The 19,281-nt window shown below is 36.9% G+C and carries 20 protein-coding genes; 17 read left to right on the top strand and 3 right to left on the bottom strand.

All coding sequences use genetic code 11. The annotated features are described in order from the left end of the window. Positions 1-112: 112 nt before the first annotated feature. The 8 genes from BUB48_RS05680 to spoVAE all read left to right on the top strand — a co-directional run bounded on the left by BUB48_RS05680 (position 113) and on the right by spoVAE (position 6,049). The gene (locus tag BUB48_RS05680; RefSeq protein ID WP_073025287.1) at positions 113-544 is read left to right on the top strand and encodes a hypothetical protein; all 432 of its coding nucleotides are present in this window, start codon (positions 113-115) and stop codon (positions 542-544) included. A 121-nt stretch (positions 545-665) separates the two neighbouring features. Then, complete coding sequence (locus BUB48_RS05675) at positions 666-1,535, top strand: DegV family protein (RefSeq protein ID WP_073025286.1); 870 nt, start codon at positions 666-668, stop codon at positions 1,533-1,535. 236 nt (positions 1,536-1,771) lie between these two features. Continuing rightward, positions 1,772-2,788 (top strand): spore photoproduct lyase, encoded by a 1,017-nt coding sequence (splB, locus tag BUB48_RS05670; RefSeq protein ID WP_073025285.1) that lies wholly within the window; start codon positions 1,772-1,774, stop codon positions 2,786-2,788. Positions 2,789-2,890: 102 nt separating this feature from the next. Next, a complete protein-coding gene (locus BUB48_RS05665) occupies positions 2,891-3,769 on the top strand; it encodes a class I mannose-6-phosphate isomerase (protein WP_073025284.1) in 879 nt (292 codons plus the stop codon). Between the two features lie 124 nt (positions 3,770-3,893). Continuing rightward, positions 3,894-4,085: a hypothetical protein gene (locus BUB48_RS05660; protein WP_073025283.1), complete on the top strand. Its 192-nt coding sequence runs from the start codon at positions 3,894-3,896 to the stop codon at positions 4,083-4,085. Positions 4,086-4,198: 113 nt separating this feature from the next. Continuing rightward, entirely contained in the window at positions 4,199-4,675 is a 477-nt protein-coding gene (gene spoVAC / locus BUB48_RS05655; protein ID WP_073025282.1) for a stage V sporulation protein AC, read from the top strand. Beyond that, on the top strand, positions 4,676-5,683 hold the full coding sequence (spoVAD, locus tag BUB48_RS05650; RefSeq protein WP_073025281.1) for a stage V sporulation protein AD: 1,008 nt from the start codon (positions 4,676-4,678) through the stop codon (positions 5,681-5,683). A 12-nt stretch (positions 5,684-5,695) separates the two neighbouring features. Continuing rightward, positions 5,696-6,049, top strand: a complete 354-nt coding sequence (spoVAE, locus tag BUB48_RS05645; RefSeq protein ID WP_073025280.1) for a stage V sporulation protein AE — start codon at positions 5,696-5,698, stop codon at positions 6,047-6,049. A gap of 6 nt (positions 6,050-6,055) precedes the next feature. Here the strand turns inward: spoVAE and BUB48_RS05640 are convergent, their stop codons facing one another. Continuing rightward, positions 6,056-7,108, bottom strand: a complete 1,053-nt coding sequence (locus BUB48_RS05640) for an FAD:protein FMN transferase (RefSeq protein ID WP_073025279.1) — start codon at positions 7,106-7,108, stop codon at positions 6,056-6,058. Between the two features lie 419 nt (positions 7,109-7,527). Between BUB48_RS05640 and BUB48_RS05635 the strand changes: the two genes are divergently transcribed. The 5 genes from BUB48_RS05635 to uppP all read left to right on the top strand — a co-directional run bounded on the left by BUB48_RS05635 (position 7,528) and on the right by uppP (position 12,366). Further along, a complete protein-coding gene (locus tag BUB48_RS05635) occupies positions 7,528-9,330 on the top strand; it encodes an FAD-dependent oxidoreductase (RefSeq protein ID WP_073025278.1) in 1,803 nt (600 codons plus the stop codon). A gap of 270 nt (positions 9,331-9,600) precedes the next feature. Continuing rightward, positions 9,601-9,987, top strand: a complete 387-nt coding sequence (locus tag BUB48_RS05630; protein WP_073025277.1) for a NusG domain II-containing protein — start codon at positions 9,601-9,603, stop codon at positions 9,985-9,987. Positions 9,988-9,990: 3 nt separating this feature from the next. After that, entirely contained in the window at positions 9,991-10,515 is a 525-nt protein-coding gene (locus tag BUB48_RS05625; RefSeq protein ID WP_408631040.1) for a Gx transporter family protein, read from the top strand. A 3-nt stretch (positions 10,516-10,518) separates the two neighbouring features. Then, positions 10,519-11,469, top strand: coding sequence for a polyprenyl synthetase family protein (locus tag BUB48_RS05620; RefSeq protein ID WP_073025276.1), 951 nt, complete (start codon positions 10,519-10,521; stop codon positions 11,467-11,469). Positions 11,470-11,580: 111 nt separating this feature from the next. Then, entirely contained in the window at positions 11,581-12,366 is a 786-nt protein-coding gene (gene uppP / locus BUB48_RS05615) for an undecaprenyl-diphosphatase UppP (protein WP_073025275.1), read from the top strand. A gap of 29 nt (positions 12,367-12,395) precedes the next feature. On the opposite strand, the gene BUB48_RS05610 is transcribed toward uppP, so the two are convergent. After that, on the bottom strand, positions 12,396-14,030 hold the full coding sequence (locus BUB48_RS05610) for a carbon starvation CstA family protein (protein ID WP_073025274.1): 1,635 nt from the start codon (positions 14,028-14,030) through the stop codon (positions 12,396-12,398). An 82-nt stretch (positions 14,031-14,112) separates the two neighbouring features. Next, positions 14,113-14,607 (bottom strand): hypothetical protein, encoded by a 495-nt coding sequence (locus BUB48_RS05605; protein ID WP_073025273.1) that lies wholly within the window; start codon positions 14,605-14,607, stop codon positions 14,113-14,115. Between the two features lie 453 nt (positions 14,608-15,060). Here BUB48_RS05605 and BUB48_RS05600 point away from each other — a divergent pair, with 453 nt between their 5' ends. The 4 genes from BUB48_RS05600 (at position 15,061) to BUB48_RS05585 (ending at position 19,019) form a co-directional block, all read left to right on the top strand. Then, complete coding sequence (locus BUB48_RS05600) at positions 15,061-15,921, top strand: 2-oxo acid dehydrogenase subunit E2 (protein ID WP_073025272.1); 861 nt, start codon at positions 15,061-15,063, stop codon at positions 15,919-15,921. 141 nt (positions 15,922-16,062) lie between these two features. Then, on the top strand, positions 16,063-17,334 hold the full coding sequence (locus tag BUB48_RS05595) for a M14 family metallopeptidase (RefSeq protein WP_073025271.1): 1,272 nt from the start codon (positions 16,063-16,065) through the stop codon (positions 17,332-17,334). Between the two features lie 141 nt (positions 17,335-17,475). Beyond that, positions 17,476-18,240: a type I 3-dehydroquinate dehydratase gene (gene aroD, locus BUB48_RS05590; protein ID WP_073025270.1), complete on the top strand. Its 765-nt coding sequence runs from the start codon at positions 17,476-17,478 to the stop codon at positions 18,238-18,240. 194 nt (positions 18,241-18,434) lie between these two features. Next, positions 18,435-19,019, top strand: a complete 585-nt coding sequence (locus tag BUB48_RS05585; protein WP_073025269.1) for a hypothetical protein — start codon at positions 18,435-18,437, stop codon at positions 19,017-19,019. Positions 19,020-19,281 lie beyond the last annotated feature (262 nt).

Genomic DNA, 19,281 nt, shown 5'->3' with positions numbered 1-19,281 from the left:
CGTAGAGGAGTTGCAGATGATTCCCATACAAAATGATTATATTGAATGAAAAGTAACATGTTTTATACCACCTGAATAATATGATACTAAATGATTAATAAGGTGGGATAACATGTATAAAGAGTATGAAGATGATTTCGACAGATATGAAGAACTTGAGGATAACGTGGATGAATTTGTCTGCCCTCTGATGAGGCAGGGACCCTTTGGACAGTTTATGCCTCCCTTTGGGCCAGGCTTCCAAGGACCTACGCAAGGCGGACCTTTCCAAGGACCTGCTTCGGGGCCACCATCAGGACCTCCGCCGAACTTTACGCCACAACAATCCGCTGCCGGGGGAGTCGGGACATTTGCCGTAGATGCAGGCGCAATCAGAAGATGTACATTTAGATTTGTATATATATGGCCTGATAGAGGAAGAGGCTTCTGGGCATTTCTGGTATTCGTAGGACCTCGTTCTGTAGCGGGTTGGAGATGGAATGGGCGAAGATGGGTATATTTTGGAATGGATCTAAGAAGAATTGAGAGCTTCCAATGCTTCTGATTTTGAAAGGCGGAGAAAAGTCTCCGCTTTTTTGTGTATTTGTTGAAATCGGAAAAATACTGAATTATTCTATATATAGAGAGAATAAGAAATTATTGTAATATTATAGGAGGTCTTGTAAATGACTAGGATAATAGTTGATAGTACATGCGATTTGCCGGATGAATTGATGGAAAGCTACGGCATAAGCATGTTGCCTCTAACGGTTAGCATAGATGGAAAAGAATATTTTGATAAGGTGGATATAAAGGTGGATGAGGTGTATGAATCCATGAGAAAAGGAATATGTCCTAAAACATCTCAACCTAACCCATCAAATGCTTATAGTTTATTTCAGGAATGCATTTCCAAAGGTGAAGATTTTATATTTCTATCTTTTTCGTCCAAACTGTCAGGCACATATCAGACTATCTGTTCAATAGTAGAGGAGCTAAAAGAAAAGTATAATAATATAAAAATGGAAGTCATTGATACCAAATCCGGTTCTTTGGCTACAGGTTTGATCGCATTGCAGGCATCAAAACTTGTGAAAGCTGGAAAAAGCTTTGAAAATGTCATTGATGCTGTAAAGAATATGATTCTGCATATTGAGCATGTTTTTACCATAACGGATTTAAGCTGGCTTATAAAGGGCGGGAGGATAAGCAAGACTGAAGGAATAATTGGCAATATGCTTAGCATAAAGCCAATCCTCCATGTAAATGACGGTGTAATGGAAGTTATACAGAAGGTTAGAGGAAAGAAAAAAGCTTTAAAGGAATTATTGGATATTGTGGAAGAGAGAATGAGCAAATTCCCTGATCAGATTATAGGAATAAGCCACGCTGATGATATTGATACTGCTAAGGAGTTACAGGCCATGCTTCAATCGAGAATGGGAGAAGCTAAAGTTATTGTCAGCAAGATAGGAAGTGTGTTAGGTTCCCATCTAGGAATTGGAGGAGTAGGAGTATTCTTTTTCAATGATAAGATTGAATCATACATAGATTAAATGCTATACCATTGATGGACCTTAGAAATGGTTTTGGTATAAATATATGGAAGACCTAAAATAATATATTATTAATTATGGAATCGAGAGCTCAAGGAGTTGTCTTAATTATAAGGGATTATTATTTGAGTTAACGATTCTATTTTTTACTGAATGAAATGAGCATGATTTTTTTAAAAGTGCTTATAATATATGATACTAAAGAGTATGAGGAACCAAGATTATGAGGTATTGTCATGTTTATCCCAGATAGAGTGATTTTTGAAAAAGATGCATTTCAATATAAAAAGGCTGTAGAGCTTTTTGATTATTTTCGCAGCAAAGGTATAGAAATCATAAGCCTAAGCTCAAATAGAGTTCAGGGTATACCGGGAGATAGTCCGGCAGAAAAATATGCAGAAGGGAAAAGGACCTTGGTCATTGGCGTCAGGAAAACCTTGAAATTTCAGACATGCAAACCTTCTGCTCATTTTCAGCTTCCCTTGGTATCGGGCTGTGTTGGACAATGTGAGTATTGCTATTTAAATACTCAGTTGGGGGATAAGCCGTATATAAGAGCATATGTAAATATAGAAGAGATTCTTGCTCAGGCAGATAAGTATATTAAGGAAAGGAGAGATGATATAACCATATTTGAAGGATCTGCAACATCTGATCCCCTTCCCGTTGAGCCTTATACCAAGGGGCTAACTAAAGCAATTGAATTTTTTGCCGAGAGGCCTAATGCAAGATTTAGGTTTGTGACGAAATTTTCAAATGTTGAAGACTTTATTGATGCAGAGCATAGAGGTAATACATCTGTCAGATTCAGTTTAAACATAGATGAGGTAATTAATAACTATGAACATAAGACACCATCAGCAAGGAAGAGAATAGAAGCTGCTGCAAAGGTGATAGAAAAGGGGTATCCTACAGGCTTTCTTATTGCTCCTGTGTTTTTGGAAGAAGATTGGAAAAAAGAATATGATGCTCTTTTGAAAATGTTAAAAGATAATATTTGCCATATATCAAATAAGGATATAAGTTTTGAAATCATATCCCATAGATTCACTGCTAAAGCTAAAAATAAAATTCTTCAAGTATTTCCAGGGACTACTTTACCTATGAATGAAGGAAACAGGAGCTATAGATTTGGACAATTTGGATATGGCAAATATATATATAATAAAGAGCAGATAGAAGATATGAAAGAATTTTTTCAAAAAGCCATAAGAAACTACTTCCCTGAGAGCAGAATACTGTACATTATATAATTCATAATTATTCAAATAATTAAATCATATTAGTAGCAGGGAAAAGCCACCATTAATAGATTGTAATAGAGAAGTGCAATCTGATTAATCGGGGGTTTTTTTATGTTTCCATATAAAACCGTACCAGAATTATGTGAAAAAATTTGGGGTGGATATAGATTAAAGGATTATAATAAATATTTCTCTGGGAAAATTGGGGAAAGTATAGAATTTGACGGTCGGAAACAAGCTATGCCCATTACAATAAAGTTAATAGATGCATGGGATAATCTTTCCATACAAGTACATCCCGATAAGGAAACAGCATTGGAACTTAATGATGGAAACAGCGGAAAAGATGAGCTATGGGTGGTTTTGGACTGTGAAAAAGACTCATTAATTTTCTATGGATTTAATGATTTTTATGACAAAAAAATTATACATGAAGCTGCTTTAGATGGTTCCATAATAAATTTGATGAATAGGATAAATGTAAAGAAGGGTGATTGCATTTTCATCCCCTCCGGAACAGTTCATGCTTTGGGAAAGGGAGTATTGGTTTATGAACTTCAGCAGGCTTCCAATGTAACGTATAGGTTATATGACTGGAACAGAGTGGAGAATGGAAAACAGAGAGAGCTTCATATAGACAAAGCTATAAGAACTATAAAAATTGATAATTATATAACTGCTGAAAACATCATAAACATATATAGTAAGTCCAGTGAAGATTCCAGATTGGTCACTATTGGACAATACGAGCATTTTGGAGCAAGATTTGTAACTTTGAAAGATGAAGAATCTATTATGCAAAGATGCGATGAACCGAGGATAATAACTGTAATTTCCGGCAGAGGATTATTGTGCTTTAAAGGTAAAGAATCATGTTTGGAGAAAGGAGAGATATTTGTAATACCGGCTAATATTGATGAATGCATATCTATAATAGGAATTGATGTATTAAATTACATTGAAAGTTGGCCACGAAATGCAAATCTTTAGATTTGACATAGAACATTATGCTATGGTAGCATTTAAAATATAACAAGGCAAGGTGTTAACATCTGTCTTAACTTCAACAAACATTGTTTCATAAGTGAGAAGGTATCGGAAAGAGGTGTTGCATATGTCTGAAGACATGAGATATGAAGCAAAAACAATGAAAGATGACGGATTTATTGATTGGAATAAGCTTAATTGTAAAAAATTAGTTTATAATAAGAGATTATCAGGAAAGTTCAGATTATATTTGAGCGACAAAGGAGCTTATAAAAAAGCCTTTGAAATAATAGCGAAAAAAAGATATATCAATCATTAATGAAAATAGGCCGTAGAGCCTATTTTTTTTAATTTTTTGAGCAAACTATATTTATGCTACTGACAACTTAATTTAATATTGCAGAAGTTATTTAGTAATGGGGAGGTTTTACAATGTCTAGCAATAAAAACAACTTGAACCTTGAACAGCAAAAATATAAGGATTTTGCACAGCAGCGAGAGCCTAAAAGACCTGTTGTAGCAAACTGCATAAAAGCTTTCATTGTAGGTGGAAGCATATGTGCTTTTGGTCAAATACTTCAATTTTTCTTTATAAAGTATTTTGGATATACTGAAAAGAATGCCGGCGATCCTACAGCAGCAACATTGATAATAATATCAATTCTGCTTACGGGTTTGGGAGTATATGACACCATTGCGCAATGGGCGGGAGCAGGTACTGCGGTGCCAATAACAGGTTTTGCAAATACTATTTCCTCAGCTGCTATAGAACATAGAAGTGAAGGATATGTTTTAGGAGTAGGAGGAAATATGTTTAAGGTGGCAGGGCCTGTAATTGTTTTTGGAACTGTATCTGCTTTTGCTGTTGCTGTAGTAAAAATGGTGATTAACTATATAGGAGGGATGTAAATGGTTAAAGGCAATCAAAGCTTCGTTTTTGAGTCTAAGCCTGTAATTATTTCTTCTGCAACCGTTGGAGGTCCATTAGAGGCAGAGGGTCCCTTGAGTGAGGATATAGATATTTTGCATGATGACCCATATATTGGTCAGGATAGCTTCGAGAAAGCAGAAAAGCTCATGCTGGAGCAGGCAGCCACAAAGGCTTTGGAAAAAGCTGGAGTAAGCAAATATGACGTAGGCATTTTTATCAGCGGAGATCTAATAAATCAAATCATATCAAGCAGTTTTGCTGCAAGAACCATAGGAATACCTTATTTAGGCATATATGGAGCATGTTCCAGTTCCATGGAAGGCCTTACCATAGCAGCATCTTTTGTAGATGGACAAAAAGTTAAATATGTACTTACAGGAGCATGTAGCCACAATAATTGTGCAGAAAAGCAGTATAGATATCCGAATGAATACGGAGCACAGAAACCGCCTACATCGCAATGGACTGTCACCGGAGCGGGAGCATGCCTGTTAGCTTCTGAAGGCAAAGGTCCCAAGGTTACTGCTGCAACCGTAGGAAGAATAGTGGATATGGGACTTACTGATCCATTTAACATGGGAGCGGCCATGGCGCCGGCAGCGGTTGATACCATAGAAGCTCATCTGAGGGACTTAGGAATAGAACCGGATTATTATGACATAATAGTTACTGGTGATTTGGGAGCTGTAGGTCACAAAATCGCTCTGGATAAGTTCAAAGAAGATGGAATTAATATAGACGAGAAAAAATTTATGGATTGCGGAATGATGATTTATGACAGGGAAAAGCAACCTCAGGTTTTTGCTGGAGGAAGCGGTTGTGCCAGTTCCGCTGTAACTGTATATGGCCATTTGCTTAAAAAGATGAGGGAAGGTCATATCAAAAAGATGCTGGCAGTGGCAACAGGAGCTCTTCATTCACCCTTATCCTATCAGCAAAAGGAAAGCATACCCTGCATAGCTCATGCAGTAGCAATTGAAATGTAAGGAGGTTTTATTTTGGAAAAGATTATTTGGGCTTTTATAGTGGGCGGAGCCATATGCGTTATAGGCCAGATAATGATGGATGTTTTTAGGCTCACTCCTGCCCATACTATGAGCACTCTTGTAGTAGCAGGTGCTATTTTAAGTGGTCTTGGTTTATATGAACCTCTTGTGAAATTTGCTGGTGCTGGAGCCACTGTTCCAATATCAAACTTTGGTAATGCCCTTTTAAAAGGAGCACTGGAAGAGCTAAATGAACACGGAGCCATAGGAGTATTGATAGGAATTTTTAAGCTTACCAGTGCCGGTATATCATCGGCTATCATATTTGGGTTTATAGCTTCCATTATATTTAAGCCCAAGGGGTAATATATATTAGTTCATTATCGTGTATTCCTTATTTACAAGTGTAAAGTTACTTTTAAGTCCTGAGGATAAATACACCTTTTTGTCTGTAGTTATAAATATGGCTTCTGTATTATCCAAACTCTCGATAAGCTCCAGCCCCTTATCTACACCTAAAAGGAATATAGAAGTAGAAAGACCATCGGCATCAATGGATTTATCGGTAATTATTGATACACCGGCTAAACCATTATCCGCAGGATAACCGGTTTTGGGATCCAGTATATGGTGGTATCTTTTTCCGTCGACTTCGAAATATCTTTCGTATATTCCTGAAGTGACTACAGCCTTATCAATGACTTCAACTATTCCCATGTAGTCGTTGCGAGGATAAAAAGGATCCTGAATGCCTATTTTCCATGGCTGCTTATTAACATTGGCGCCGAGAGCAAGTATATTTCCGCCAAGATTGATGATGGCATGATTAACGCCATGTTTCTTTAGTATGGTTGCAACTTCATCGGCTGCATAGCCTTTGGCTATTCCTCCCAAGTCTACTATCATGCCGCTTAACTCAAGCTTTGCAGTGAGATTATCCTTATTTAAAGACAGCTTATTATAATCAACCAGCTTTAATTTCTCTACCAATAAGTTATTGTCTGGGATGGCGGCATTTGAAGTGCCTATGTTCCAAAGCTTGACTAGGGGACCTATTGTTATATCGAATTTTCCATCTGATAATTTGGAATAATATCGCCCTTTTTCTAAAACATAAAATGTATCTTCACTTAATTTTACATCTTGTGTACCTGAGGCTTCATTCAATTTTGTAATTTCACTTGGGTTTTCGTTGTTTATGCTCATTTTGGATTCAATTTCACTGATTCGCTTGAAGGCTTCATCAATGATTCTTTCATTCTGGCTGTCATAAAGGGTTATACTAACCTGGGTGCCTAACAGGTAGTTGGATTTTGTCAAAGGGGTATTAGATTGATTCTCTTTAGGAATACATCCAATTGATAAAGAGCAAAATATGGAGAGAATCAATAGTAATATAATATTTTTTTTATTTATAAATTTCATACTATACCTCCATATATTAGATAAAAAGAGTTTTCACAATAGAATTTTATCATAGTATTTAACAATAAACAAATGAATATTATTGGTTTACATATGAATATAATTTGAATAAAATAAGAATTATTTTTATCACAAAATATTTATTGAAATATATCATAAATAATTATATACTATATTAAGCAAGCTACTAATTGACTCAGGTTGTTAGATATTTCTCAAACAACCTAAAGCAATAAATTAGTATAACAGAGTAAGGCTAAAGCCAAATGTTACCAAAAAAATGCATAAAATTTGAGCATAAAGTAATTAAATAATGCATACGCATTCATAAGTGTGGTACTAGGACATTATACAGGTCAGTTATCATTGGAGGCTTTTATTGTCTTTTCTGTTAAGAAAAATATCATAGGAGGGTTAAAATGGAAGCTAAGACTAAGATTGTTATTCTTGGCGCTGGATATGCAGGGGTAGAAGCTGCTAAAGTCTTAAACAAAAGATTTAGAAATGATGACAGTGTAAAGATAACACTGATTGATCGAAATCCATACCACACTCTGCTTACCGAACTTCATGAGATTGCTGGACATAGAACTGAAAAAGAGAGTGTTATGGTAGACCTATATCAGGTTTTTAAGGCTACAAAGGTTGAGTTGGTTACAGATGAAATTGTTAAGGTTGACAAAGAAAAACAGTTAGTTATATCTGAAAGGACAAGCTACGAGTATGATTATCTTGTTCTTGGTGTAGGAAGTGAACCTGCATTTTTCGGTGTTCCCGGAGTAAAAGAACATGGCTTTACTATCTGGTCCTTAAAGGATGCCCTTAAGATTAGACATCACATAGAAGATATTTTCAGAAGAGCAAGAGAAGAAAAGGATCCTGTGAAGAGGAAGAAACTGCTGACAATAGTTGTTGCAGGTTCGGGTTTTACAGGGGTAGAAGTTGTGGGAGAGCTCATGGAATGGAAGAAGCTTCTCTGCGCTCAACATGATATTCCGGAATCGGAGGTTTCATTATATAATATTGAGGCTATGCCCAATATACTTCCCATATTGAAACCCAAGATGCAGGAAAAAGCCAAAAGATATATGCAGAAAAAGGGTGTTAAGGTTCTTACAGGCTCTGCCATAGTGAAAGCCACTGAAGATGGCATAGAGCTTAAGGATGGAACAAAGATTGACACAGAAACATTGATTTGGACTTGTGGTGTACAGGGAAATTCCTTCAATATGGAAACAGGTTTTACCGAAGGAAAGAGAAATAGGGTACAAGTAAATGATTTCTTGCAGACTGCTGACAAGGATAATATATATGCGGTAGGCGATAATGCATATTACGAAATTAACGGAAAACCAATCCCTCAAATAGTTGAAACCGCTATACAAAGTGGTGCATGTGCGGCAAAGAATATTATAGCAGACATAGAAAAGAAGGAAAAACAAAAATTTGAGTTAAAGACCCATGGTTTCATGGTTTCCGTAGGAAGTCATTACTGTGTAGCTGAGTTGATGGGAGTTCAATTAAGCGGTTTCTTTGCTATGTTGATGAAGCATTTGGTTAACTTGCATTATCTCTGGGGTGTAGGCGGAATAAGATTAATATGGAACTATTTACGACATGAATTCTTCCATATGCAGGACAGAAGATCCTTTGTTGGAGGTCATTTATCATTTAGGACTCAGACTCTATGGCTTATACCATTAAGAATATATGTAGGAATACTATGGCTTATAGAAGGATTAAACAAGGTAAAAGATGGCTGGTTGGAACCTGGTAACATCAAGATTGTGCAAATAGCAGGCGGTTCAGGAGCTACCCAGATGGCGGAAGCTACTTCAAGCGCTACTACGGCTGCAGCTTCAGGAGTTACACCCATATTGTCGGCACCTCCCGCAATATATCAGTGGTTTATGGATACAGTGGTTGCACCTAATGCAATGTTGTTCCAGACTATGGTGGTAATCACAGAAATAGGCATTGGTTTGGCATTGATAGCCGGATTATTTACATTCCTTGCTTCAGCAGCATCTATAGGTTTGGCTGCCAACTTTATATTATCTGCCATGGCTGGATACGATATTCTCTGGTATGTGTTTGCTGCTATTGCACTTATGGGTGGAGCAGGCAGGTCATTTGGTTTGGATCACTATGTAATACCATGGATTAAAAAATGGTGGGCTAATACCAATTTCGCACGAAGGCACAATTTATACTTTGATTGATGTTTAAATCCCGTTACCTCAAATGAGACTTCATTCAGAAGAATTATTCCATATAACGGATATATGAAAAACCCCCGCTGAATGCTAGTCGAGTCCATGCTGGAATAAACCGCCCTATGATACCCGTCTTGTAAAATGACGGGAACTTAGGGCGGTTTGGTTCAGTGACGTTGATGGGTAACGGGATTTTTTAAGAGTATTGAAATATGACTCGTATTAGAATAAAATGGTATAAAGTTTATATTTTAGAGAAACAACAGGTCGGTGGTTATGGTGAAATTTAAGAAAGGTGATATGCTGTTGCTATTGATAGTATTAATAGCAGCCATATCATATTTTGGACTCAATTATATATACAAGGAAACGGGAGAAAAGACAGCTGTTATATCCGTAAATGGGAAAGAATATGACAGGATAGATATGAACAAATTAAAAGAAGAAAAGTATGTTCATATAGATTTGGAAGAAGGAAGGCATATTGATATTGTCATAAATGCGGAAGGCGCCTATGTGTCTGATGTAATTTGTCCTGACAAAATATGCGTAAAAACAGGCATCATAAATAAAGTAGGAGAGAGCATAGTGTGTTTGCCCAATAGAGTCCAAATATTCATAGAAGGTAATGAAAAACCCGAAGTAGACAGTGTTTCTCAGTAGGAAGTGTTGATATTGACCAAAGTAAAAAAAATGGTATTATTGAGCATACTGGTTTCACAGGCATTGGTTCTTTATGTTATAGAGAGAGCAATACCTGTTCCTGTACCTGTGCCTGGCGTAAAGCTGGGTCTTGCAAATATAATAAGCCTTATAACAATTATTCTATTTGGATTTAAAGAGGCTGTTCTGGTGGTGACATTAAGGACACTGTTGGGGTCTATGTTCGGTGGAGGTTTATCCGGTTTTTTATATAGCTTGGCAGGAGGAGTTCTGAGTACCGCCGTAATGGCTTACTTGTATTTAAGGCATAAAAATTCATTTAGCATACCTACAATAAGCACTGTTGGAGCAGTTTTTCACAATATTGGCCAAATTGGAGTTGCAAGCCTTGTAATATCTAATGTTCGATTATTCTACTATCTTCCGGTGCTGCTAATATCAGGAGTCATAACAGGAATTCTGATAGGCTTCATTGTTCAATTTACTGTTGAACCTGTAAAGAAGATTCTAAAGATAGGGGGTGCATAACCCGTGAAGGATAAAGATTTTTTGGCCCTGGAGCTTAGCAAAGTAGAGGATCATTTAATTAAGACTTTAAAAACTAGAAGCAAAATGGTGGAGGAAGCTTTAGAAAGGTTTGTAAAAAGCGGAGGGAAAAGGCTAAGGCCGACCTTGACCATAATAGGAGCTACTTTTGGTGATTATAAAAGCGAGATAATAATACCCCTTGCTACATCTATAGAAATAATGCATATGGCTACTTTGATACATGATGATATAATAGACGATGCGGAAACCCGCAGAGGCACCAAGACCATACAAGCTACATTGGGCAAAAATACCGCAGTATATTGTGGAGATTTCCTATTTACAAGGGCTTTTATGCTTGTGGCTGATATGGCTGAAGTGGATATGATGAAGGATATGTCGAAGGCTATTGCTTTTATATGTGATAGTGAAATAGATCAAAATGAGCAAAGATACGATCAAACTGTAAGTGTGAGAAAATATCTAAAAAGAATAGGAGGTAAAACAGCAGTCCTATTCTCACTGAGCATTGCTGTAGGAGCCCATAAGGCTGGTTGTGATAGGAATTTGACAAAAAAGCTGACGAATATTGGGAAAAATATTGGAATGGCTTTTCAGATAGTAGATGACATATTGGATTTTACCGGCAATGAGAAAACAGTCGGCAAGCCTTTATTAAGCGATGCCAAACAAGGAATATTCACACTACCCATCATATATTCATTGAACAGTCCTTATAAGGAAAAAACAATTAAAGCTATAGATATGATTGAGGAAGATGGAGGGGAAAGCCTTCTGAAATGCGTCATAGAAAGCGGAGGCCTTGACAGGACAAAGGGCCTGGCAAGAAAGTTCATCAAAAAAGCTTTAGATATCAGGAACACATTGCCAGATGGGTATGGGAAAGAAGCTATTACGGAAATCATTGAAAAGCAGCTGGAGAGAAAATTTTAACGGACAGGATTTGCTTCTGTCCGTTAATTTTATTGAAGAATAATTAACCTTACATCGTCTAAAGATGATATAATGTATAATGATTATATTACTGGAAAAGGAGTTGACGAAATGAATCTAATTCAAGCAATATTGCTGGGTATCATACAAGGCATAACGGAGTTCTTGCCTATAAGCAGTTCTGGGCATTTGGTGCTTTTTCAGAAGATATTAGGGGTGACAGAACCTACCTTAACTTTTGACATAGTGGTACACTTAGGAACTTTAGTGGCAGTTATTGCTGTATTTTGGAAGGATATAGTTTCTATATTAAGAAAACCATTTCAGAAGTTGACGCTGTTATTGATAGCAGGTACTATACCCACTGGAATCATTGGAGTTGTGTTTAAGGATTTTTTTGAAGAGTTGTTTGCCAGTGGGAAGACATTGGGATTTGAGTTTTTAGTTACTGGCTTAGTTTTATTTTTTGCAGAAAATCTAAGCAGAGGATATAAGGATGTGGAAGAAACCACTTACCTGGATGCTGCATTTGTAGGAGTGATGCAGGGTGCTGCCATACTGCCTGCTGTTTCCAGATCAGGTCTCACCATATCGGGAGCTTTGTTTAGAAACATGGATAAGGATTTTGCTGCAAGATTTTCTTTTTTATTATCTATACCAGCCATACTTGGGGCAGCTGTGTTTGACATGAAGGATATTCTTGAAGCGGGAGTTGGAAATCTTTATCCTGCAAGCTTAGGAGCGGGCTTTATATTTGCAGCCATATTTGGATACATATCCATTAAATATTTTATAGGAATGCTGAAGAAGGGCAAAATGCGAGTCTTTTCCTATTATGTATTTGTTATAGCAGCTCTTGTATTAATAGATCAGTATCTGACTCATATATTTTTTTAAATAAGAAAGGGGGCTTTCGCCCCCTTTCTTTATGCGCTCAAATCTTTTGATTTTCTGTTCTTCATGATAGTAGCAGCAGTATATATGAGAACTATTGCAAGGATGAAAAGCAAAACTGCTATTACGCACAATATGATGTTTCCTGCTTTTAAGAAGTTTCTTATAAGCAGATACAAAGCAGACAATGTAACTGCAAACATGAATATCATGGGTATTAAGGTCATCTTGTAATTCTTGCCTGAATTTGCAAGCCATACGGTTACAGCCAGCAATGCAAGACCTGCTAGAAGCTGGTTTGCTGATCCGAATATAGGCCATATCTTGGTGTAACCATACATTAGAAGTATGCAGGAAGCACCTACAGTTACTAAAGTAGCTACATACATGTTAGAACCTATTGATTTTGTTGAAGTGCCATCGGCTTTATCAAAGAATTCTTGGAATACATATCTGCCGATTCTTGTAGCAGTATCAAGGCTAGTTAAAGCAAATGCAGAGAATGCAAGTATGATAAATACTTTTCCTACTTCTACAGGTATACCGAAGCTGCTCATCAAGGTAGCAATACCGGATGAGAAGATAGCAGCTGGAGTTCCGGAAGCGCCTTGGAAAGCACCGACGGATATTAAAGCCAGTATGGCTACTAGACCTTCAATCAACATGCCGCCATAACCTATGAGTTTGGTATCCTTTTCATTGTCTACCTGTTTTGATGATGTTCCTGAGCCAACAAGGGAATGGAAGCCGGATATTGCGCCGCAAGCTACAGTAACAAACAATATCGGGAATAAGTATGAAGTGCTGTTGCCTGAAACTACAGCAAACCCATTGGATGCATTTATTACCATATCAGGTCTGACAATAATTACACCAAGGAATCCGCCTATCAACATGGCATACAGCAAGTATGAGCATAAGTAATCTCTAGGTTGTAAAAGTAGCCAAACAGGTAGAGTAGATGCTGCACAGATATATATTATAAGTATTATGTTCCAACCCATTTTGGAAAGCTTGATAAATGGGAATGTGTAGCCTAGATAAATGCAGAAGAATAAAAGTGCAACGCCAAAGATAGAAGAAATAGCCAGGTTTGCTCCTTTTCTGTATACAAGATAACCGAATGCCATAGCCAAAATGATGAACAGTACAGATGCAGTACCCGCCCTGGCTCCTGTCAGATCTCCTGTAGCAGGATCGTAAGCGAAAGTACCTGCACAGATGTCAGTAAAAGCTGCAACTATAAGAATTATCGTGAGCCATGCATAGATGTTAAAAAGTGTTTTAGCTTTTTGACCAAGGTTTTCTCTTATTATTTCTCCAATTGAACTACCTTTGTGCCTTACTGATGCAAAGAGAGCACCCCAGTCGTGAACACCACCAAAGAATATACTTCCTACAACTATCCAAAGATAGACAGGAAGCCATCCGAATATGGCTGCTTGTATAGGACCTGTTATAGGGCCTGCACCGGCAATTGATGAAAAGTGGTGTCCCAACAGGACATTGGCATTGGAGGGGCAGTAGTCAATATCATCCCTCATGGTGTGAGCCGGTGTTTTTCTTGAGGGATCTATACCCCAGGATTTTGCCAAGTAAGCGCCATAAGTAGTATAGGCGATGAGAAACAATATCGCCCCTATTAATAGAAGTACTAATGAGTTCATATAAAACCCCCCATAAGATTTATTTAATATACTCAGCTCAATTTGAGTTGAGTATATTGCCAGATAACAGCGCAAGTTTTAATTAAAACTTGTAGAACTTTATTACTTTTTTACCGGGTCTATTAGCTATAATCTTCTCAATGTCGGGGTTAATGACCAGAAGTCTGATTTCACTCCAACCATGGAGTGAGAATAAATAAGATTTGCTATACTTGAATTTCTGAACAAATCTCGTAATATCTTCATTTAAGGGGCATTCTGTTACTAGAACTCCTGTTATGTAGGTGCACATATGATCTCTTTTTGGTTGTACAAAAGTATCAATAGCTTTTTTTAAAAATTCTGTGAAAGCTGTTAAGGATGATATATCCATGTTATCAATTTTTTTAATATAGCATATCTCATTAGTTTCAAATGAATCTATTATATCCTTCTGAGTAAGCAATGTTCTCCCCTGTATGTCCTTATATTGCGCTAAGATGTCAATAGATTCATTTAGAATATTTACATTTCTACTGGTATTATAATATATGCTAAACCTGTCATACAAATTGCCAATATACGATAATGAATCCATTTTATGCATCTCCATACATTATTGTTACATTATATGAAAATTTCGCCAGCTATTTAAAAATTCCTTCTTTTTTCTAAAAAATATATAAATGATATTGAATATTTAATCAAGATAAAGTTTAATGTAAACCATTGTCATATATGCGCTAATAATGTAGAAACAAGCTTAAAGACACTAAAGACTTTTATGATGCATAAAATGTTATTAGTATTTTAATGCAGTATTTTTGGATATTGGTATATAATTGGAATTGGGGATATTAGAGGGAAGAAGCAAAACTCCTCCTCATAAAGTGGTTCAAGCTGTAGAATGTAATTGTTCACAAAATATCAATGGCATAGTTCTGCATATCTGATATAGTCGCAGATGAATGAATCTTTCATACAATAACCGTAATGAAAAATGGAAAGCTTTATGTTAAAATTATACTATCTATGAATAAGGCGGTGTACTATGAACATTTTTACAAACAGATATGACGGACGAAGACTGAAAACTATAAGCCCATATGTCAAAATTATACCTTACATAATGACAAAAAGAAGCGATGCACATGTTTTTAGCAAAATGACAATTCCTACTGATACCATCAACGAGTATATCAAAGAAAAGCAAAAACAGGGATTTAAAATAACTTATTTGCATCTATTTATAGCAGTATTCGTACGTGTTATAGCACAAAGGCCTCAATTGAACAGATTTGTAATGAACAACAGGCTATATGCAAGAAACCGTATCTGGATATCCTTGACTGTAAAAAGAACTTTAAAGGATTATGGAGAAGAAACCACTATGAAGTTTACCTTTACAGGTCACGAAAATATTTATGAAGTTGCAGAGATTATAGAGAAAAGTATTGCTGAGAGCATAAAGGTAGGCACAAATAATAAAGTTGACAGGATTGCAGACAGGCTCATGTCTCTACCCAATATTATTGTGAAGATTTTGATAGGAACGTTAAAGCAGATGGATAAGCTGAATATATTGCCAAGCTTCATAATAGAAGCCAGTCCGTTTCATACCACATTATTTTTTACCTACCTGAAATCCATAAAACTGGACTATGTATATCATCACATATATGATTTTGGAAATACGGGCATGTTTATTTCATTGGGTAAGGAAAAGAAAGTTCCGGTTGTAGAAAATGATGAGGTCAAAATAAGAAATGTATGCGAAATTGGAGCTGCCATAGATGAAAGGATATGTGACGGCCTTTATTTTGCAAACTCACTTAAACTTGTGAGAAAGTACATTGATAATCCTTATTTGCTGGAAGAAAAGCTGGAGGAAGTAGTACAGGATGTAGAATAATTAATATCACACATAACCAAAGGCTGCATAAAATGATAATAGTATTTATGCAGTCTTTGGTTATTTTTTGCCAGGGAATCCACTTGGCAAGATTTCTTAGCCAAAAGAATTGAAGCAAGCTTTTTATTGTGAGGTGATGTAATGAGAACATTGAGAACAGGTTCCAGGGGTACAGATGTTAAGGAAGTTCAGTCTTTGCTGCAAAGATTAGGTTATTATAGAGGTTCAATAGACGGCATATTCGGATCAGGCACTGCAAATGCAGTAAGAGCCTTTCAAAGGGATTATGGACTTGCTGCCGATGGAATAGTAGGACCTATAACCTTTGGTGTTATGGAACCTTTGTTTATGGGCTATTCTGTTTATACCATAAAACCAGGAGATACATTATATAAAATAGCACAAAACTACGGAACCAGTGTGGCCAGGATAATGGCTGCAAATCCGGGTTTGATTCCCGAAAGCTTGCAAGTGGCCAGGAGAATTTTAGTACCTTGGCTGGATGTTGTAGATACTCGCATTGATTATACCTATGAAATAATGGAGAGGGATATAGATGCCTTTAGAAGACTATACCCATTTTTGGAATTTGGCTCTGCTGGGCAAAGCATTTTAGGTAAGGAACTTTATTATATTAAGCTTGGAACAGGACCAAATAAGGTGTTTTATAATGGTGCCCATCATGCTTTGGAGTGGATTACGACACCTCTGTTGATGAAATTTGTAGAGAATTATGCAAAGGCTTATGCGGAGGGTCGTGCCATAAGAGGATATGATATAAGGAGGTTGTTCGAGAGAAGCACCATATATATTCTTCCTATGGTGAATCCTGATGGAGTTGACCTTGTACTCAATGGATTGGATAGAAACAATCCCTATTATAATCAGCTGTTACAGTGGAATACGACAGGAAGACCATTTTCCCAAGTATGGCAAGCCAATATCAGAGGTGTGGATCTTAACCACAACTATGATGCAGCATGGCAAGAATCCAAGGAAGCGGAAGCCCAATACGGCATCACAGGTCCAGGCCCAACCAGGTATTCCGGTCCTGAGCCCTTTTCTGAACCTGAGACTAGGGCTGTAAGAGATATTACCTATGCCATAGATCCAAGACTTGTATTGGCATATCATAGCCAAGGAGAAGTAATATACTGGAATTTCATGAATCTGGCTCCTCCGGAAAGTCTTAGAATCGGTCAGGCCTTGTCCGGAGCCAGCGGTTATGTATTGGATCAAGCTGTAGGAATAGCTTCATATGCAGGTTATAAAGACTGGTTCATACAAGAATATAGAAGACCGGGTTACACCATAGAAGTAGGAAGAGGAACTAATCCGTTACCCATATCCCAATTCCCCAGAATCTATGAAGACAATGAGGGATTGCTGCTTTTGGCAGCAGTTATACAATAGCCGTTGGAATTCCAACGGTTATTTTGATACTGTTTTAACATGTGCTATGTGATATATAATAAGCATATGGGATTGTCATAATTATGAAAATAATGCTATAATATTGTAATTCTGAGAATATAATAAATTGGAGGAATATGCATGAGATTACAAGCCCCAAACCCTATAAAACTTAGAAGTAAGTTATTAGGAGGGGAAAAACCTCTTATTTGCGTACCGTTGGCTTCTGTAGATGAAGTATCAATTTTAACTGAAATTGATGAAGTAATAAATATGAAACCGGATGTAATTGAATGGCGCGCTGATTATTTTGAAAGTATCTTGGATGTTTCCAAGGTAAAGAATATATTGGAGATTATCAGATCAAAAAATGAGAGCATACCAATAATATTTACCTGCAGAAGCCATGATGAAGGCGGTTACAGGAACATCGATGATGAGACAAGACTGAAATTGTTCACAGATGTTGTTGATACAGGATTCATTGATGTAATGGATGTGGAGTTGGCTTTTGGCAATGAGAGAATTGAGAAGATAAAGTCCCTGGCGATACAGAAGGATGTAAAGCTTATATTATCATATCATAGTTTTACGGATACTCCTTCAGAAAACTTTATAGTTGAAAAGATAAAAGAGCAGATTAAAAATGGCGCAGACATATCTAAAATAGCTGTGATGCCTAAGGATCAGGGAGATGTATTGAAGCTTCTCAATGCTACTTACAGAGCCAGAAAAGAAATATCAAATCCTATAATTGGAATATCTATGGGACCTATAGGAAGTATCACTCGATTGACAGCTTTTGTTTTTGGTTCGGACATGACTTTTGCCGCAGGAGTCAATGCGTCAGCTCCCGGGCAGTTGCCCATAGAAGTAATGAGGAAGTATATAGATACTATCATATAAAAGGGCATAAAAACACATTTATGTTACAAATGACACCACGCTAGTGCAATCTTTACATAAATATATTGACTTATATGGGTTGTATTATAAAATATAGAAATATAATGTAAGTTGTATTGCTAAAATTATAATATGATATTTAAAGTTATGGTGGACAAGATATATGATTTTAAGAAAAGTGGTGTTAAGCGACTATGAGCTCAAGAAAGAAAAACATAGCAAAACTGATCATACTAGCATTAGTGTTCTGCTTTGCAATTCAATTTGATGATTACGGAGTATATGCTTCAAGCAATTATCTAAAGCCTGACAATATATATCATCTGTGTCATTTGGGAGAACAACATGAAGAATGTGAGGTTGTTACATCAGAGACGAAAGAATGTGGTTGTGTATATGCTTCAGCTCGTTGCTGTTGCGGTAAGACCGTTTCTGATATGAAGTTGTTCTGCGATGAACATGGTTACGAGCCATATGAACAATACAATTTTGAATTATCCAAGCCTACTGTGAACAGAAACAACAACAGTTTAGCAAAAGAAAAGCAAATTCTATCTAGAATTAAGCAATTAAGAAAAAGTATAGAAAAATGTAAAGTTGATTTGCGTGATGGTTCCTTGAGCCAAGAATTTGAGAGTAGGTTGCTGAAGGAATCTGATGATTTGAGCAATGAGATAAAAAGCAAAATAATGATAAATGAATCAGAAAAGGATAAGCCCAAAAAAATGGGCTTATCTTTTTTTCATGTGCGCCCAGCATGGGCGCAAGCTAGTCGGTGAAAGTCCGATACGGGGGTTGATAGCGCCAACCGTTAGCTTAAGACAAGGGTGTCCATCGTGAGGTGGAATCTGAAGGAAGTCGGCGGCAAAACTCCGGTCTGAGGAACACGAACTACATATAAGGCTTAAGTCTGTGGGTGAGTTTGCATGACAAAACAAAGCCCAATAGCTATCCGAAACAGGCAAAGTAAATGTAGCAGATATATGGAGGGAAAGCTTGTGCTCTTACCTGGGGAGGTCTCATGGACGTGAAGAAATGAAA

Origin of the sequence: Lutispora thermophila DSM 19022, from assembly GCF_900142105.1 — a bacterium.
Classification (GTDB): domain Bacteria; phylum Bacillota; class Clostridia; order Lutisporales; family Lutisporaceae; genus Lutispora; species Lutispora thermophila.
The sequence above is the reverse complement of the archived record's forward strand: the minus strand, read 5'-3'. Positions and strand labels throughout refer to the sequence as shown.

Coding starts and splice junctions, on each gene's coding strand:
- BUB48_RS05680 (WP_073025287.1), top strand. CDS start 113: ATGTATAAAGAGTATGAAGATGATTTCGACAGATATGAAGAACTTGAG.
- BUB48_RS05595 (WP_073025271.1), top strand. CDS start 16,063: ATGAGAACATTGAGAACAGGTTCCAGGGGTACAGATGTTAAGGAAGTT.
- spoVAD (WP_073025281.1), top strand. CDS start 4,676: ATGGTTAAAGGCAATCAAAGCTTCGTTTTTGAGTCTAAGCCTGTAATT.
- BUB48_RS05600 (WP_073025272.1), top strand. CDS start 15,061: ATGAACATTTTTACAAACAGATATGACGGACGAAGACTGAAAACTATA.
- BUB48_RS05605 (WP_073025273.1), bottom strand. CDS start 14,607: ATGGATTCATTATCGTATATTGGCAATTTGTATGACAGGTTTAGCATA.
- BUB48_RS05610 (WP_073025274.1), bottom strand. CDS start 14,030: ATGAACTCATTAGTACTTCTATTAATAGGGGCGATATTGTTTCTCATC.
- BUB48_RS05630 (WP_073025277.1), top strand. CDS start 9,601: ATGGTGAAATTTAAGAAAGGTGATATGCTGTTGCTATTGATAGTATTA.
- BUB48_RS05675 (WP_073025286.1), top strand. CDS start 666: ATGACTAGGATAATAGTTGATAGTACATGCGATTTGCCGGATGAATTG.
- BUB48_RS05585 (WP_073025269.1), top strand. CDS start 18,435: ATGAGCTCAAGAAAGAAAAACATAGCAAAACTGATCATACTAGCATTA.
- uppP (WP_073025275.1), top strand. CDS start 11,581: ATGAATCTAATTCAAGCAATATTGCTGGGTATCATACAAGGCATAACG.
- BUB48_RS05640 (WP_073025279.1), bottom strand. CDS start 7,108: ATGAAATTTATAAATAAAAAAAATATTATATTACTATTGATTCTCTCC.
- aroD (WP_073025270.1), top strand. CDS start 17,476: ATGAGATTACAAGCCCCAAACCCTATAAAACTTAGAAGTAAGTTATTA.
- BUB48_RS05660 (WP_073025283.1), top strand. CDS start 3,894: ATGTCTGAAGACATGAGATATGAAGCAAAAACAATGAAAGATGACGGA.
- BUB48_RS05665 (WP_073025284.1), top strand. CDS start 2,891: ATGTTTCCATATAAAACCGTACCAGAATTATGTGAAAAAATTTGGGGT.
- spoVAC (WP_073025282.1), top strand. CDS start 4,199: ATGTCTAGCAATAAAAACAACTTGAACCTTGAACAGCAAAAATATAAG.
- BUB48_RS05635 (WP_073025278.1), top strand. CDS start 7,528: ATGGAAGCTAAGACTAAGATTGTTATTCTTGGCGCTGGATATGCAGGG.
- splB (WP_073025285.1), top strand. CDS start 1,772: ATGTTTATCCCAGATAGAGTGATTTTTGAAAAAGATGCATTTCAATAT.